This window comes from Pseudomonas sp. W3I7 (genome assembly GCF_030816095.1).
Taxonomy (GTDB): Bacteria; Pseudomonadota; Gammaproteobacteria; order Pseudomonadales; family Pseudomonadaceae; genus Aquipseudomonas; species Aquipseudomonas salomonii.
In genome coordinates, this window is record NZ_JAUSXP010000001.1 from 3,987,866 (window position 1) to 4,004,096 (window position 16,231).

At 58.3% G+C, this 16,231-nt stretch carries 13 protein-coding genes and 2 pseudogenes; 8 read left to right on the forward strand and 7 right to left on the reverse strand.

What is annotated here, in order from left to right:
- Nucleotides 1-5 precede the first annotated feature (5 nt).
- Both QF043_RS18330 and QF043_RS18335 read left to right on the forward strand, forming a co-directional pair.
- Nucleotides 6-851 (forward strand): NAD-dependent protein deacetylase, encoded by an 846-nt coding sequence (locus QF043_RS18330; protein ID WP_307419668.1) that lies wholly within the window; start codon nt 6-8, stop codon nt 849-851.
- 607 nt (nt 852-1,458) lie between these two features.
- The gene (locus tag QF043_RS18335) at nt 1,459-1,788 is read left to right on the forward strand and encodes a hypothetical protein (RefSeq protein ID WP_307419669.1); all 330 of its coding nucleotides are present in this window, start codon (nt 1,459-1,461) and stop codon (nt 1,786-1,788) included.
- 122 nt (nt 1,789-1,910) lie between these two features.
- Here QF043_RS18335 and QF043_RS18340 read toward each other — a convergent pair whose 3' ends face one another.
- On the reverse strand, nt 1,911-2,813 hold the full coding sequence (locus QF043_RS18340; RefSeq protein WP_056860408.1) for a LysR family transcriptional regulator: 903 nt from the start codon (nt 2,811-2,813) through the stop codon (nt 1,911-1,913).
- Nucleotides 2,814-2,946: 133 nt separating this feature from the next.
- On the opposite strand from QF043_RS18340, the gene QF043_RS18345 reads away from it, so the two are divergent.
- From QF043_RS18345 to QF043_RS18355, 3 genes are read left to right on the forward strand one after another with little or no spacing between them, the layout of a single operon-like run.
- The gene (locus tag QF043_RS18345; RefSeq protein WP_058420641.1) at nt 2,947-3,645 is read left to right on the forward strand and encodes a CoA transferase subunit A; all 699 of its coding nucleotides are present in this window, start codon (nt 2,947-2,949) and stop codon (nt 3,643-3,645) included.
- 31 nt (nt 3,646-3,676) lie between these two features.
- The gene (locus QF043_RS18350) at nt 3,677-4,336 is read left to right on the forward strand and encodes a CoA transferase subunit B (protein WP_017135011.1); all 660 of its coding nucleotides are present in this window, start codon (nt 3,677-3,679) and stop codon (nt 4,334-4,336) included.
- An 11-nt stretch (nt 4,337-4,347) separates the two neighbouring features.
- Entirely contained in the window at nt 4,348-5,529 is a 1,182-nt protein-coding gene (locus QF043_RS18355; RefSeq protein ID WP_305459069.1) for an acetyl-CoA C-acetyltransferase, read from the forward strand.
- A 193-nt stretch (nt 5,530-5,722) separates the two neighbouring features.
- Here the strand turns inward: QF043_RS18355 and QF043_RS18360 are convergent, their stop codons facing one another.
- Entirely contained in the window at nt 5,723-6,142 is a 420-nt protein-coding gene (locus tag QF043_RS18360; RefSeq protein ID WP_236369727.1) for a PaaI family thioesterase, read from the reverse strand.
- 90 nt (nt 6,143-6,232) lie between these two features.
- Nucleotides 6,233-7,318, reverse strand: coding sequence for a DUF1615 domain-containing protein (locus QF043_RS18365; protein WP_307419670.1), 1,086 nt, complete (start codon nt 7,316-7,318; stop codon nt 6,233-6,235).
- Between the two features lie 336 nt (nt 7,319-7,654).
- Here QF043_RS18365 and QF043_RS18370 point away from each other — a divergent pair, with 336 nt between their 5' ends.
- Entirely contained in the window at nt 7,655-12,394 is a 4,740-nt protein-coding gene (locus tag QF043_RS18370) for an RHS repeat-associated core domain-containing protein (RefSeq protein WP_307421440.1), read from the forward strand.
- Nucleotides 12,391-12,822 carry a hypothetical protein gene (locus QF043_RS18375; RefSeq protein WP_307419671.1) on the forward strand — a complete coding sequence of 144 codons (432 nt, stop codon included), beginning with the start codon at nt 12,391-12,393 and terminating at the stop codon, nt 12,820-12,822. Before QF043_RS18370 ends, QF043_RS18375 begins: the two co-directional genes overlap by 4 nt.
- Before the next feature lie 58 nt (nt 12,823-12,880).
- Here QF043_RS18375 and QF043_RS18380 read toward each other — a convergent pair.
- Nucleotides 12,881-13,114, reverse strand: a pseudogene (locus QF043_RS18380) (porphobilinogen synthase); the annotation flags it as partial.
- A 41-nt stretch (nt 13,115-13,155) separates the two neighbouring features.
- On the opposite strand from QF043_RS18380, the gene QF043_RS18385 reads away from it, so the two are divergent.
- Entirely contained in the window at nt 13,156-13,542 is a 387-nt protein-coding gene (locus QF043_RS18385) for a hypothetical protein (RefSeq protein ID WP_307419672.1), read from the forward strand.
- 53 nt (nt 13,543-13,595) lie between these two features.
- On the opposite strand, the pseudogene hemB reads toward QF043_RS18385, so the two are convergent.
- The 3 genes and pseudogenes from hemB to QF043_RS18400 all read right to left on the reverse strand — a co-directional run bounded on the left by hemB (nt 13,596) and on the right by QF043_RS18400 (nt 16,230).
- A pseudogene (gene hemB / locus QF043_RS18390) lies at nt 13,596-14,571 on the reverse strand (porphobilinogen synthase).
- Between the two features lie 114 nt (nt 14,572-14,685).
- Nucleotides 14,686-15,528: a PhzF family phenazine biosynthesis protein gene (locus tag QF043_RS18395; protein ID WP_307419673.1), complete on the reverse strand. Its 843-nt coding sequence runs from the start codon at nt 15,526-15,528 to the stop codon at nt 14,686-14,688.
- Nucleotides 15,529-15,531: 3 nt separating this feature from the next.
- The gene (locus tag QF043_RS18400) at nt 15,532-16,230 is read right to left on the reverse strand and encodes a glutathione S-transferase N-terminal domain-containing protein (protein ID WP_058420871.1); all 699 of its coding nucleotides are present in this window, start codon (nt 16,228-16,230) and stop codon (nt 15,532-15,534) included.
- Nucleotide 16,231: the final 1 nt, after the last annotated feature.

Sequence of the window (16,231 nt, forward strand, 5' to 3'; positions counted from 1 at the left end):
AACCCATGCTCGATACGCTGGACCATCAAGAAAATCACCTCGACACCCTGTACCGGGCCATGGCTGAACGGCGCTTTTTGGTCTTGACCGGTGCAGGTATCAGCACGTCATCGGGCATCCCGGACTATCGCGACAGCGAAGGCGTGCGCCGTGGCAAGGCGCCGATGATGTACCAGGAATTTCTCGCCACCGCGCAAGCGCGCCGCCGCTATTGGGCACGCGCCATGCTGGGTTGGCCACGGGTGCGTATTGCGCAGCCGAACCAGGCTCATCTGGCACTGGCCACGCTGCAGCAACGCGAGCGTATCAGCGGGCTGATCACGCAAAACGTCGACACCCTGCATGATCAGGCCGGCAGCCATGATGTGATCGAACTGCATGGCAGCCTGCATCGTGTGCTCTGCCTGGACTGCCAGCAGCGCAGTACCCGCGACGTGATTCAGCGGCAGATGGAAATCGACAATCCTTACCTGACCCAGGTCCACGCGGTGCAGGCGCCTGACGGTGACACCCTGCTCGATCCGACGTTTGAAGAACGCTTCCAGGTGCCGCGCTGTCCCCATTGCAATGGCGAGCGCTTGAAGCCAGACGTTGTATTTTTTGGCGAGAACGTGGCACCGGCGACGGCAGCCAGGGCCATGGCCGCCGTTGAGCATGCCGAAGGGCTGCTGGTGGTGGGTTCTTCGCTGATGGCCTATTCCGCATTTCGCCTGTGCAAGGCGATGGTGGAGCAAGGCAAGCCGGTGATAGCCATCAACCTGGGCAAGACCCGTGGGGATGAGCTGTTGCAGGTGAAGATCGAGGCGTCATGCGAACGGTTGTTGCCTCTGCTGGCCGAACGACTGAGTTAGCAAAGCCACTGAAAAACCAACTGTGGGAGCTGGCTTGCCTGCGATAGCGGTGTATCAGTCAACAACTCTTTGGCTGACACACCGCTATCGCAGGCAAGCCAGCTCCCACAGGGTTTGCGTGCTGTATTGGCTAGCTGCCCACCTCGACCCACCGCACAAAAAATGACGCCCAAGTCACGTTTTCCCGCATTCTCCCGTCCCCACAGCAATTTATGTAGTGCCTGAAAATAATCACTACATAACCGTTGACGTAACCTTTTTGTCCTTGCATTATCGAGACGTCTCCCGGATCGGGAGCGTTGGTAACACGCGTTTTGAGCAAGCTCGTCTGACCGCCGAGCTGTTTTTTCCGGATGTGCACTGCCCACAAGGCAGATTGATGAAGCTGACCGGCCCGCAAGGGTTGGTACAAGGAGCTCAAACGCTGCTTGTCTTCGTGATGAAACCATTGCGTAGCCATTCATCAGCAAGACTACATGCATCAGGTTCAAGACCCTGCCCGTATTCGGCAGACCGTCACTGACGCCCGGTTTTCGCAACCGGAGACAACTAAACAGTTTTAACGGAATCAACTGATAGATCGCCAACTGGTCAAGGGGCTTACATTATGAATCTGAACAACCAACCAACGATCGATGAATTGGCTGAGATGTTCGCAGCGCAGAAAGACAAACTCGACGACCATATCCTTTGGGTTGGCAAATCGGGCGAAGTCAAAATTGACTGCCTGGCGCCCCATACCGAAGAAGCCGAGTTCGACCGCAACAACCGCGAACTGGCGGCGCGCCTGAGGATGTACCGCCGCGGCCAGGGTTATGTTGGCAAGAAAGCGGCAGCCGATCGCAATTTTATCGAGCAAGTATTCCACACACTTAACAGTGCCTGGGCGTCTTTCAAAGACAACTCGCAAGTTAAAGTGATCGACCGTTACTACTAAGTACAACTTGCCCATTGTGGGAGCTGGTCTGTTTGCGATAACGGTTTAACTGCCAACACTGTTGTTGAATGTTAAATAGCTATCGCAGGCAAGCCAGCTCCCACGTTTGTTTGGTGGCACGCTCAAAAAGTTGGAAAGCGCCCTTTTGCCGCTTCATCGCGAAAAATATCAAACAACACCTGCGCCGCAGCCGACAACTCATGCCCAGGTTTGGTCAGCACGCCAATCGGCCGCTCGATCACCGGATCGCTCAAGGTGATGCAATGGGCGCCCGCCTCCTCCATCTGACGTGCGCACAATGCAGGCACGGCGCTGACCCCCAGGCCACTGGCAACCATCTTGCCCACGGTAGCCAATTGATGACTTTCCAAGGCCACCGGCAATTTCATCCGCAAGGCCCCCAAGTGCTCCTCCAGCATCACTCGCACCGTCGAAGGCCGTTGCAGCGTGATGAAGGGGTGTTCCAACAGGGTTTTCCAGTCGACTTCGGTACATTGCGCCAGGGGCGAATCACCGGGCACCACCGCAATAAACCGGTCCAGGTATAAAGGCGTGAAGGCCAGGGACGAGCCTTCAGATGGCTCGAACGCCACGCCCAGCTCCACTTGGCGATCGCGGACCATCTCCAGCACCTGTTCATTGATCAGGTCGTGCACCGTCACATTCACCTGCGGGTAACGCGCGCGGAATATTTTCAGGATCGGTGGCAGCAGGTTGCCCGCAAACGACGGCATCGCCGCCACCGTGACGCGACCACGTTGCAGGGTGAAACGCTGGCGCAGTTCATCTTCGGCATTGTCCCAATCGGCAATCAACCGACGTGCCAGCGGCAGCAGCGATTCACCCTCGGGCGTCAGCGCGACGTTGCGGGTATTACGGCTGAACAGGCGGCCACCCAGGCCCTCTTCCAGGCCCTTGATGGTCAGGCTCAGCGCCGACTGGGAAAGGTGCAGACGCTCGCAGGCAGCGGCAAAACTCAGGCTTTGGGCCACGGCGAGAAAGGCACGCATCTGTTTGACGGTCATGAGGCTGCTCCGGGTGCGGATTGAACTATGCTGTTTTCTAAATCAATCAACCTTAAAAAACAACTTAACAAATCAATCCGTCGGCGCAACACTCAGTTCATTGGCTGGCCCACAAACAATAAAAGAGGTGCATATGGCAGGTTTCGATAAACGCGTGGCGTCCTATGAAGAAGCACTGGCAGGCCTGGAAGACGGTATGACCGTGCTCTCCGGTGGCTTTGGCCTGTGCGGCATTCCAGAAAACCTCATCGCCGAGATCAAGCGCAAAGGCACCCGCGACCTGACCGTGGTTTCCAACAACTGCGGCGTCGACGGGTTTGGCCTGGGCGTATTGCTGGAAGAAAAGCAGATCAGCAAAGTGATCGCCTCCTACGTCGGTGAAAACGCCCTGTTCGAGAAGCAACTGCTCAGCGGCGAAATCGAAGTGGTGCTCACGCCCCAAGGCACCCTGGCGGAAAAAATGCGTGCAGGCGGCGCCGGCATCCCGGCCTTCTTCACCGCCACCGGCGTCGGCACCCCGGTCGCCGAAGGCAAGGAAACCCGCGAATTCAACGGTCGCCCTTACCTGATGGAAGAGTCCATCACCGGCGACTTCGCCATTGTCAAAGGTTGGAAAGCCGACCACTTCGGCAACGTCATCTACCGCCATACCGCGCAGAACTTCAACCCGCTGGCGGCTACTGCGGGCAAGATCACCGTGGTCGAAGTTGAAGAAATCGTCGAACCGGGCGAGCTGGACCCGGCGCAGATCCACACCCCAGGCATCTACGTCGACCGAGTCATTTGCGGCACCTTCGAGAAGCGCATCGAACAGCGCACCGTCCGCAAATAATCCGCCAGCCCAAATAATAAGGAGACAACACATGGCTCTTACCCGCGAACAAATGGCTCAACGCGTCGCCCGCGAAATGCAGGACGGTTTCTACGTCAACCTCGGCATCGGCATCCCCACCCTGGTGGCCAACTACATTCCCGAAGGCATGGAAGTCATGCTCCAATCGGAAAACGGCCTGCTCGGCATGGGCCCGTTTCCGACCGAAGAGACCATCGATGCCGACATGATCAATGCCGGCAAACAAACCGTGACCGCACGCATCGGCGCCTCGATCTTCTCCTCTGCGGAATCCTTCGCGATGATTCGCGGCGGGCATGTCGACCTCACCGTGCTCGGTGCATTTGAAGTGGACGTGCAGGGCAACATCGCGTCGTGGATGATCCCCGGCAAGCTGGTCAAGGGCATGGGCGGCGCCATGGACCTGGTGGCCGGTGCGGAAAACATCATCGTGATCATGACCCACGCGTCCAAGGACGGTGAGTCCAAATTGCTCAGCCAATGCAGCCTGCCGCTGACCGGCGCCAAGTGCATCAAGCGCGTGCTGACAGACCTTGCGTACCTGGAAATCGAAAATGGCGCTTTTGTCCTCAAGGAACGCGCACCTGGCGTCAGCGTTGAAGAGATTGTGAGCAAGACCGCCGGTAAACTGATCGTCCCGGACCACGTTCCAGAAATGCACTTCCAGTGAGGACAGATTCCATGCAAGACGTCGTGATTGTTGCTGCCACCCGCACCGCCGTGGGCAGCTTTCAAGGAGCGCTGGCCAGCATTCCGGCACCGGAGTTGGGCGCGGCGGTGATCCGTCGCCTGCTGGAGCAGACCGGCCTGGACCCGGCTCAGGTCGATGAAGTGATCCTCGGCCAGGTACTGACCGCAGGCAGCGGCCAGAACCCGGCGCGCCAGGCCTCGATTCTGGCTGGCCTGCCCCACGCCGTGCCGGCTTTGACCCTGAACAAGGTCTGCGGCTCGGGCCTCAAAGCCCTGCACCTGGGCGCTCAAGCCATCCGTTGTGGTGACGCTGATGTGATCATCGCCGGCGGCATGGAGAACATGAGCCTGGCGCCGTACGTCTTGCCCGCTGCGCGCACCGGCTTGCGCATGGGCCACGCCAAGATGCTCGACAGCATGATCACCGACGGCCTGTGGGATGCGTTCAACGACTACCACATGGGCATCACCGCCGAGAACCTGGTGGACAAGTACGGCATCAGCCGTGAAGCCCAGGACGCCTTCGCTGCAGCCTCCCAACAGAAAGCCGCCGCCGCTATCGAAGCCGGCCGGTTTGTCGATGAGATCACCCCGGTCCTGATCCCGCAGCGCAAAGGCGACCCGGTGGCCTTCGCCGTGGATGAACAACCGCGCGCCGGCACCACTGCCGAGTCATTGGCCAAGCTCAAGCCCGCGTTCAAGAAAGACGGCAGCGTCACCGCCGGCAACGCCTCCAGCCTCAACGATGGCGCCGCCGCTGTGCTGCTGATGAGCGCTGACAAGGCCAAGGCTCTCGGTTTGCCTGTATTGGCGCGTATCGCCAGCTACGCCAACGCCGGTGTCGACCCTGCGATCATGGGCATCGGCCCGGTCTCGGCTACCCGCCGCTGCCTGGATAAAGCCGGTTGGAGCCTGGGCGAGCTGGACCTGATCGAAGCCAACGAAGCCTTCGCCGCGCAATCTTTGGCAGTGGGCAAAGAGCTGGAATGGGACGCGAACAAGGTCAACGTCAATGGCGGCGCCATCGCCATCGGCCACCCGATCGGCGCCTCAGGCTGCCGCGTGCTGGTGACCCTGTTGCATGAAATGATCAAGCGTGACGCGAAGAAAGGCCTGGCCACCCTGTGCATCGGCGGCGGCCAAGGCGTAGCCCTGGCCCTCGAGCGCAGTTGATCTAAAGAGCAACAGGCTAATTGTGGCGAGGGAGCTTGCTCCCGTTGGGCTGCGCAGCAGCCCCTGTCGACAAGAGCAACATGAGAAAAGGCTCGATTCCACGAAAAATCGGGCCTTTTCTTTGCCCGGTTTTCCTGAAAAAACACAATACTCATGTGGGAGCTGGTTTGCCTGCTCCCACAGTTGGCCGCGGTTATCCTTCGGTATGAGGCACCGCAAACACCGCATTCGCCCGTGCCACCACCTTGTCCCCCACTTGCAGGCTCACGGTGGCAAACGCCATCTGCCGGCCACGCTTGTGGTGCTCCAGGCGCACCACAATCCACTCCCCCACTTGCACGGCACCCAGGTAGTCCAGCGTCATACTCGCGGTTATCAACGGTAACGGCGGTTCGCTGGAAAACGCCATCGCATAACCCATGCCGACATCCGCCAGGGTCGCCAACACCCCACCGTGCACCGTGCCGCGCCCATTGGCGTGGCGGTTGTCGGCACGCAGGCCGATTTCCAGTTGCAACCCTTCACCCCGGCAATACGCCGGACCTAACAGGTCGAGCAACGGGCTGCTGCGAGGCAGCGAGACAAAGCCCTCGGGCACAGCGTGAGTGATCATGGCGAGTTCTTCCTTGGCCAAAGCATGAGGTGTAACCCAGCATCCCCAAGACCGCCATCAAGATCAGCCAAGCCAATGATCAACAATCAGCTAGCGCTTCATGCATCGCTGATAGCGCTCATCCACACGCTTGGCAAACCACGCCGTGGTGAGGTTGCGGGTGATCTTCGGACTCTTGAGCACGATGCCCGGCAAAATCGCGCGCGGCACCGGCTTGCCGGCGGCCTTGTCGGCCAGGGCAAAGACGCGCTTGTAGAGGGTGGTTTCCTCGAAATCGAACTGCTCACCTTTTTCCAGCTGGCTGCGGATGCTGGGGTTGCGCATATCCAGCTTCGCGCCCAGGGAACGCACCGCCAACTCGGTGGTGCCGGGCAGCAGTGAGCCATAACGAATCAGATCCCCATCCAGCGCCAGCTCGGTGCCGCTGACTCGGCTGACAGCGGCCTGGAACGCGGCATTGCGGCTGGCATACCAGCCTGCGTTGAAATCGGCAAAGCGGTACAACGGCTGGTCGTAGCTCACCGGGTAACCCAGCAGATGCGTAATGCCGAAGTACATACCGCCGCGACGGGTGAAGACTTCCCGGCGAATGGTGCCATCCACGGTGTAGGGATAATCGCGGGCGTGTTGCTGCGCAAAGTCGATGCTGACCTGCATGGGGCCGGCGGTGTGCACCGGGTTGAAGCCTCCGAACAAGCTATTACCCAAGGGCACCATGCTGATGAAATCGTCAAAAATGCCGCTCAAGTCCCTCTCTGTGCGTGCGGCACTGAGGCGCTCGGCGTAGGTCTTGCCGGTGGGCGAACGCAATTGCAGCGTGGTGCGCACCACAAAGGCCGGCACATGGACCTTGCCGGCGCGGCGCAGGATTTCATCCTGGGCGATCTTGCCCATATTCGGCACCGGCGGGTCTACCTGGTAGGTGGACTCTTGCTCGGTCACCGCCAGCACGGCGCAGATATTTTCGCTGCTGGGGTAGATTTTCTGGGTATCGAAGGCGGTGTAGATGTCTGTGGCCCAGCCGTTGCGGTCCGCCACCGTAGCCGGTAACAGCCGCACAATCTGCGCCTTCACCTCAGCCTCGCTGCGCTCAGGCTGCTGCGGGCCGCGTGGGGTGGAGCAACCGGCCAGCACCAGCAACGTGGTGAGGCACAGGATCAGGCGGCTTGAATACATGGGGCTTCCTTGAGTAACGACGGGCCGGGTTGTGCGGATATCGACAGGTAAGTCTAACCGGGGTTCGCCGACCTGCTGTATTTGTCAGTTACGACCAAACGTGACTGCCTGCTGTACGACAATCACATCACCACACCCGACCGAACAGACGACAAAAACTACGGAAACATCCTACCAATCCGCCGGATAAGCACTGCTGCGCGCGTCTTAAAACCTCTGCAAAGTCCTTCGCCTGATCACACAGTGCGAGGGATTGCAGATGGTTTTGTTTGTTAGAGCCCGGGCCAAAGGGGCTACCGCTTGAACCCGGCCATTGGCAGGCTGGCCCTGACCCCAATGGACGTAAAGACGGTCGACGTTGAAAGCGTCTTCCGCGATTTTCGCGAATGCCTGAATACCTTTGACGACTGGGCGTCGAGCTTCTGGAGCTTCTCGGCGCTGGATGTCGAGCAGGTGTTCAAGGTCGGGGATGAGGTGGCGCTGGTCGCCCCGATCAACCGCTCCATCATTCCCAGCAGCACCGTCGCCACGTGCCAGGCCAATGGCACGTTGACCCTGGTGCATATGTTCCAAAGCACGCGTTTTGTGCCCATCGGCAATACGCCGGTGGTGCTGCAACGCGTCGATCCCAACGGCGGCCCATTGGGCGAGCCGATCCACCACACCATCGGCCCCAGCGGCATTCTCGAAATCACCGAGTGTGATCGTAATCAATCGTACCGAATCAGTTTTTATCCCGATGTTTCCAAAGATCACGTCAAGGCACTGTACGCGTCTTATCAGTCAGTGATTGCGGGGTTGGAAGAGCGCCTGCGTAAAGCGTGGAACGACACCTTCCAGGCGCAGTGGGCAATTTATACCGACGCCAAACCGCTCGAGCAACGCAGGATGCTGGAAAAGGCGGCTCTCAATGGCATGGGCACGGCGCTCTACACCCTATGGGACAACTTAACGCAGCTGTATGAACTGTTGGCGGACATCAAGCCCAACAGCGAAAAGTTGCTGACGTACATCTCCCAGGCCGAGCTTGATGAGCTGCTGACACTCAGCAACGACGCGATCGCCAACGGCCTGCTGGTACTCAGCGATGAGCCGCTGTTGTTCGTTTACGTATCGGCGATGGTCTGCTGGATGCGCCTGCTGCCGCCGCAAGACATGCATGAGCTGATGGGCGAAATCACCGGCGAGGTGTTGATCAACTTGCTGTTGATTTGGGCGACGGCGGGCATGGGCGTGGCGGTACGCCTGGGCACTCAAGTCCTCGCACACATCAAGTCCGGACGGGCGCGGAGTTTGCTCGAGTTGCTGGCAAAACAGCATGTGGGGCCGACGTTGGAGCCCCATGTAGCGGCGGTTAAACCTGTGTTGCTAGGCAGTGCCGCGACGCCGATCAAGACCGTGCCGGTTGCGCCGTTGAAGGCTGGGGATCAGTTGGTTGCCAACCCCGTGCCGGCGGTGCGCGGCAAGACGCAGCAGACGACGTTGGTGCGCCAGGAACCTGTGGATGATGTGCCGGCTTCGGGCAAAAACCTGAATGGCGATGCGGCGGCCCCTGCGGACAAAACCGTTACCAATGGTTGCCCGGTGTCGATGGTCACCGGCGAGGAATTGCTGACCCTCACCGATGGCACGTTGGACGGGATTTTGCCGTTTGAGTGGACGCGGCTGTATCGCACCAGTGCGGTGGAAGTGGATGGCGGGCTGGGGTTTGGCTGGAGCCATTCGCTGGCGCACAGGCTTTGTGTTTCCGGTGAGTCGGTGGTGTGGACCGATCATGAGAATCGCCGCACTGAATTTGTGCTGCCCTCTGCTGCTCGACCAGCGATTACCAATAGCTTGGCTGAAGCGGCGATTTATTTGGGTGACTTGCCCGATGAGTTGGTGCTGGCTCAGGCGTCGCGGTTTTATCACTTTCGCGACGGTGTGCTGACCGCCATCAGCGATGCGTATGACAACCGGCTGCGGGTTTTTCGTGATCGTTTGGGGCGGGTTGAACGGCTGGACAATGGCGTAGGCCGCTCGCTGCTGTTGCGGTATGAATTAGGCCGCGTTGTGGCGGTGGACTATCAGGTTCATCGCGCCAAAGGGCATGAGCCCTTCGAATGGGTGACCGAGCAGAGCGTTGTTTCCTACGCCTATGACGACCTTGGCCGACTGGTTTCTGCGACCAATGCTGTAGGCGAAAGCGAGGTTTACCGCTACGACGAGCAGCACGTCATTCTTGAGCGCGGGCTGGCCGGTGGCGCGAGCTTCTTTTGGGCATGGGAACGGGCTGGCAAGGCGGCGCGGTGTGTTCGGCACTGGGCCAGCTTTTCGCAGATGGATACGCGGTATGCCTGGGGCGATGACGGCCGTGTCACGGTGCATAACGCCGACGGCAGCCGGGAAGTCTATGTCCACGATGACCGCGCACGGCTGGTGCAGCGCATTGATCCGGACGGTGCTGAACACTTCAAATCCTACGACGACAAAGGCCGGCTGACGGTCGAGCAGAACCCGCTTGGAGCGGTGACGGCGTATCAGTACGACGACGCCGGACGCTTGGTGGCGCTGTTTCCGGGGGACGATGAGCCGACGTCCTACGAGCATGACAACGGTTTCGTGCGGGTCGTAAGGCGTGGGCTCGCTGTCTGGAAGTATGAGCGTAACGACCAGGGCGACGTCATTCGCAAGACCGATCCTGATGGCAATGTCACGGACTACAGCTACAACAAATATGGGCAACTGACGGGGGTTTGGTTTCCCGATAACAGTTGCCATCGGCTGGTCTGGAATGAGCGTGGGCAGTTACTTGAGGAGCTGCTGCCCAATGGGGGTATCAAGCGTTATCGTTATGACGATCTTGGGCGACAGATCACGCGGGAAGATGAGCACGGCGGGCTCACGCAGTACCAATGGGACGCTGCCGGACGCCTGCGAAAACTGACCCAACCCGGCGGTGCAACACGCGAATACAGCTACAACGCCTACGGAAAAATCACCGCCGAACACGACGAACTCGGCCACGTCACCCGTTACGAATACGCCGACGGCCTGCACCTGATCAGCCGCCGAATCAACGCCGACGGCACCCACGTTAAGTACCGCTACGACAATGCGCGCCTGCTGCTGACCTCGATCGAGAACGAGGCAGGCGAAACCTACCGGCTCGATTACCACCCCAACGGCCTGATCCAGCAGGAAATCGGTTTTGACGGCCAGCGCACGGCCTATGTGTATGACCTCAACGGCAACCTGGCGGAAAAAACCGAGCACGGCGACGACGGCAGTCAGCTCGTTACCCGCTACGAGCGAGACCACGCCGGTCGCCTCGTAAGAAAAACTCTGCCAGACGGCAATGTTGTCGACTATGCCTACGACCGCCAAGGCAATCTCCTCAGCGTCGACGACGGCCACTGGGCGCTGGCCTACGAATACGATCCACAAAACCGCCTCACCGCCGAACACCAGGGCTGGGGCACTTTGCGCTATGGCTACGATGCCTGCGGCCAACTGCACCACCTGCGCCTGCCGGACAACAACCGCGTTACCTTCAACCACGACAAAGGCGGCCACCTTTCCACCGTCGAACTGAATGGCGAAACCCTCACCTCCCACCTGTTCAAAACCGGCCGCGAACACCAACGCCAGCAGGGCCAGCTCCTCAGCCACTACCACTACGACGACCAGAACCGCCTGCACGCCCACGCCGTCAGCCAACAGCAACACACGCTATACCAACGCCAATACGACTACGACAAAAGCGGCAACCTCACCCGCCTGCTCGACACCCGCAAAGGCGAACACCACTACCACTACGACCCCCTCGCCCGCCTGACCCGCGCCGACCATTCCCAAGACCTACAGGAACGCTTCGGCCACGACCCGGCCGGCAACCTGCTCATGCAAAACCGCCCCGGCCCGGACATCGTGGCGGGGAATCGGTTGATGATCCAGGGCGATCATCACTACGACTACGACGCCTTCGGCAATCTGATCCGCCAGCGACGTGGCAAGGGCCATCAGCTCGTTACGGAATACCGCTACGACTGCCAGCATCGGTTGATAGGGATCACACAGCCCAACGGTCAAACCGCCAGCTACCGTTACGACCCGTTTGGACGGCGGATCAGCAAAACGGTGGACGGAAAAACCACGGAGTTTTTCTGGCAAGGCGACAAGCTGGTAGCTGAACACCATGCGGATCGGCATCGCAGCTATATCTACGAGCCAGACAGTTTCCGGCCGCTAGCACTACTGGAAGGTTTTGGCCCAGAAGACACCAAGCCCTTCCACTACCAACTCGACCACCTCGGCACGCCGCAGGAACTGACAAACCCCGAAGGCGAAATCGTCTGGTCCGCGCATTACCGTGCCTACGGTGAAATCGCCCGCCTAGACATCAGAAAAATCGACAACCCGCTGCGTTTTCAGGGCCAATATTTCGATGCGGAAAGCGGGCTGCACTACAACCGCCATCGCTACTACAATCCAGATATTGGTCGCTACCTGACGCCGGATCCGGTGAAGCTGGCGGGTGGGATTAATGCGTACCGGTACGTGCCGAACCCTACCGGGTGGGTGGATCCGCTAGGCTTGAATAATTGCCCTGGCGAGACTGGCTGTAAATCAAAAGCTGAAATTGTAGACATCGCGAAAGCGAATAAAGCAGATAAAGGAGAACCCAAACAGCCAGCCAGCAGCAGCGAGTATTTATTCCGTGGTGATGACAAAACTCCGGACCTTATTTTTCAATATGGCTTTAAAAGTAAGGGGGATAGCAATGACTTATACTTGCACGCGCTTGACAGCAACAATCCGCCGAGCAACTTCATAAGCACTTCTCCTTCGAAGATTACCGGAATTGCTTTTGCGACCAGATACGGAACTCGAAAAGGCTTTCTCTACGCGCTGAAAAAGATTCCCGGTCGTGACGTAAACAAAGAATTAGGAAAACAAGCACCTTTTGACAATGAAGCCGAAATCGCTATACAAAGCAAGATAAATACAGAAGACATTTTGGGTGCGACACCCATAAAGCGGGATGGCAGCTATGTGGGATATTCGATTCCAAACCCAAACAGGAAAGTAAAATGAAAACAAAAAAAATCAAAGCCATGATAAATAACGTAGAAAAATACGTTACTTTCAAATATGACTCCGCCCATATAAAGTTGAAATTTTCTGAAGCAGATAATTTCGCAAAGGTGTACACAGCAGAAGACATGTACAAATGCTTGGCAAAAGTTAGAGCAGATTTCCCCCATATAAAATTTCTTTGTAAAGGTGCAAAAATCAATGTTAGGCCTTCTAGCATGGCCTCGCAGATGAGTGGAGGAATGGTTGCTTACGAATTGACTCTTGGGAAACGCGCTACACGAGAAGATTTGGTCAACATATTTGACTATGAAGAACATAATCTTACAAGCGATCCAAGCGAGCAATATGAATTTTACAAAGAATGGATAACGTCTATAGGCGCAGATCGAACCGAAGCCCCTGACCCAAAAGAAAGTAACAATTGACGGAATCAGTCAATACCAACCCTGCGGCGAGATACTCACCCGCCACAAACCGAAATCAGATCCCGGTGAAGCCAGCGCCGTCGAGGCAGCGGCGGGTCGCCTGGATTTGACCGTCCATGGTCGCTGACGGCGCAATCACATCGGCGACAAAATGCACGGTTACGGCTTGTTTGCCGAGGTTGACCTGGGTCGCGTCGTTGTCTACATGAGCGCCGTGCATCACACCGCAATGACCGTAGTCGGTGTACTAGCAGCAGGTGTCGGACATCAAGATCATGTCCGGCACAGCGTCATAAAGACTGTTCATTAATTAATCCCAATAGAAGTTAGAAAGTGAAAAAATTAGTGATCACCACAATCAGAAATTCGATTCGCGAAAACGCGATCATCGAGTGTGATGGAAAAACAGCAACGCTCTCGATAACGTTCGTGAACGGCGTAAAAGAAACTTACACCGACATTGATATCTATATGTGTTTTGGCCTAATGAGAAAAGACTTTAGCGACATAAAATTCCTCTGCAAAGGCGCTAAAATCAATGTATATCCTTCCGCAATGTCCTCACAAATGTCTAGCGGATTGGTTGCTTACGAAACAAAACTAGGCGATCCGGACGCGAAGCTCGTTCGTATATTCGATTATGAAGAAAATGAACTCACAAACGACATTAACGAGCAAATTGCGTACCGCACACAATGGTCGGAATCACTGTATGCATAGCTTGAAGCTCCTGTGACGAGCCCCCTCACTCGCCACAGGCCCACACCCAAAAATCAGATCCCAGCCAACGCCAGATCCATCGCAAAAATACGTAAAAATCAAATCCGCGCCTGCCCGCTTGATCGACCCCAACGTCTCGCGCACCACCCGCGCCTCATCAATTGCCCCGGCCTGGGCGCCAAACTTGATCATCGCGTATTCGCCACTTACCTGATACGCCGCCACCGGCAAGCGCGAGGCTTCGCGAATGTCGCGGATGATGTCGAGGTAGGCGCCAGCCGGTTTGACCATCAGCGCATCGGCGCCTTCCTGTTCGTCGAGCAGGGATTCGCGCACGGCTTCGCGGCGGTTCATTGGGTTCATCTGGTAGCTTTTGCGGTCGCCTTTGAGGGCGCTGCCGCCGGCTTCGCGGAACGGGCCGTAGAGGGCCGAGGCGAATTTGGTGGAGTAGGCCATGATCGGGATATGGGTGAAACCCGCGTCATCCAGGGCGCGGCGGATGGCCTGGACCTGGCCGTCCATGGCGGCCGAAGGTGCGATGACATCGGCGCCGGCACGGGCGGCGGCCACGGCTTGTTTGCCGAGGTTGACCAGGGTCGCATCGTTGTCGACGTGGGCGCCGTGCATCACGCCGCAGTGGCCGTGGTCGGTGTATTCGCAGAAGCAGGTGTCGGACATCACGATCATGTCCGGCACGGCGTCCTTGATGATTGAGGACATGCGCGAGACCAGGCCGCGCTCTTTCCAGGTGTCGCTGCCGTTGGCGTCCAGGTGGTGGGACACGCCGAAGGTCATCACCGACTTGATCCCGGCACGGGCATAACGCTCGATTTCACCGGCCAGTTTTTTCTCAGGAATACGCACCACGCCCGGCATGCTGGTAATCGGCACAAAGTCGTCGATTTCTTCTTCGACAAAAATCGGCAGTACCAGGTCGTTGAGGGTGAATTCGGTTTCCTGGAACAGGCCACGCAGCTCCGGGGAGCGGCGCAGGCGGCGAGGACGGGCTTGGGGGAACTGGCTGGTCATGGCTTTCCTGGATAGCATCAGAATATTTGGGCAAAAGCTTATGCCCCATGGCCCCGGCAGCACAAACGCCTGGGGACCAATAGTGTATTGCGTGGGTCGTAACAATATATTGATCTAGAGCTGGACTCGCCCTTCGATACACGCCGCCACTGCGCCGCCCACCCAGATTTCATCGCCCTGGCGCTCTACGCGAATCCGCCCGGCGCGCCCAATCGCGGTGCCCTGGCTGACCACATACCGCTCGGGCGCTAGGCCTTCGGCCAGCAACCATTGGGCAACACCGGCATTCAAGCTGCCGGTGGCCGGGTCTTCCTGGGCGCCGTCACCGGCGATAAAAGCGCGCACTTCAAAATGGCTGCCCACCTCGTCACGCGCCGGGTCACAGGGCGCAATGACGCCAATGGCCAAGCCGTGCAATTGAGAAAAGTCGGGCTGCAAGGCCAACACTTGATCGCGGTCAGCCAGCATCACCGCCAACCAGCCAGCGCCGTTATCCACCCACTGGCTGCGCACAATGGCTTCAGGCGCCAGGCCCAACCCCAGGCGCACGCGCTCCAGCAAGGGCGCCTCCACCGGCCCCGTGCGCAACAACGGTGGTGCAATAAAGGCCAGTTCATCGCCTTGGCGACGGACACGCACCAGGCCGATTTCGCACTCCTGGATAATCTCCTCACCTTTGGGCACGCCGCCTGCCTGCAGCCATGCATGGCAGCTGCCCAATGTCGGGTGCCCGGCAAACGGCAGCTCTTTAAGCGTGGTAAAAATTCTTACCCGGTAGTCCGCTCTTGGGTCACGCGGCGTCAGCAAAAACGTGGTCTCGCTGAGGTTGGTCCAGTTGGCGAAGTCGGCCATTTGCTGGTCCGTGAGGCTATCGGCGCCGAGCACGACCGCCAGGGGGTTGCCCTTGAGCGAAACACGGCTGAACACATCCAGTTGCTTGAAATCGAAAGTCGGCATGTCTTAGCTCGGAATGCTCAGGCCACGCATCACCGCCGGGCGGGCGACAAAACCGTCCAGTGCGCGCAGCACATTAGGGAAATCAGCGATGCCGACCAGGTCGCCGGACTCGTAAAACCCGATCAAATTGCGGATCCACGGGAAGGTGGCAATGTCGGCGATGCTGTATTCATCACCCATGATCCAGGTGCGGCCCAGCAAGTGTTTTTCCAGCACGCCGAGCAAACGCCGAGATTCGGCGGCGTAGCGGTCACGCGGACGTTTGTCTTCGTATGCTTTGCCGGCGAACTTGTTGAAGAACCCGACCTGGCCGAACATCGGACCGATACCGGCCATCTGAAACATCAGCCACTGCAGGGTTTCGTAACGGGTGGCCGGGTCTTCGGAGAGCAACTGGCTGGTTTTTTCCGCCAGGTAAATCAGGATCGCGCCGGACTCGAACAACGCCAGCGGCTGGCCGCTCGGGCCATTGGGGTCGATGATCGCGGGAATCTTGTTGTTGGGGTTCAGGGACATGAACTCCGGCGACAACTGGTCCTGCGTCTCGAAACTGACCTTGTGCGCCTCATAAGGCAGCCCCAGTTCCTCCAGCATGATCGACACCTTGACGCCATTGGGCGTGGGCAGCGAATACAGCTGCAAACGCTCCGGGTGCTGGGCGGGCCATTTGCTGTTGATCGGAAAAGCGGCGAGTGCGTTCATC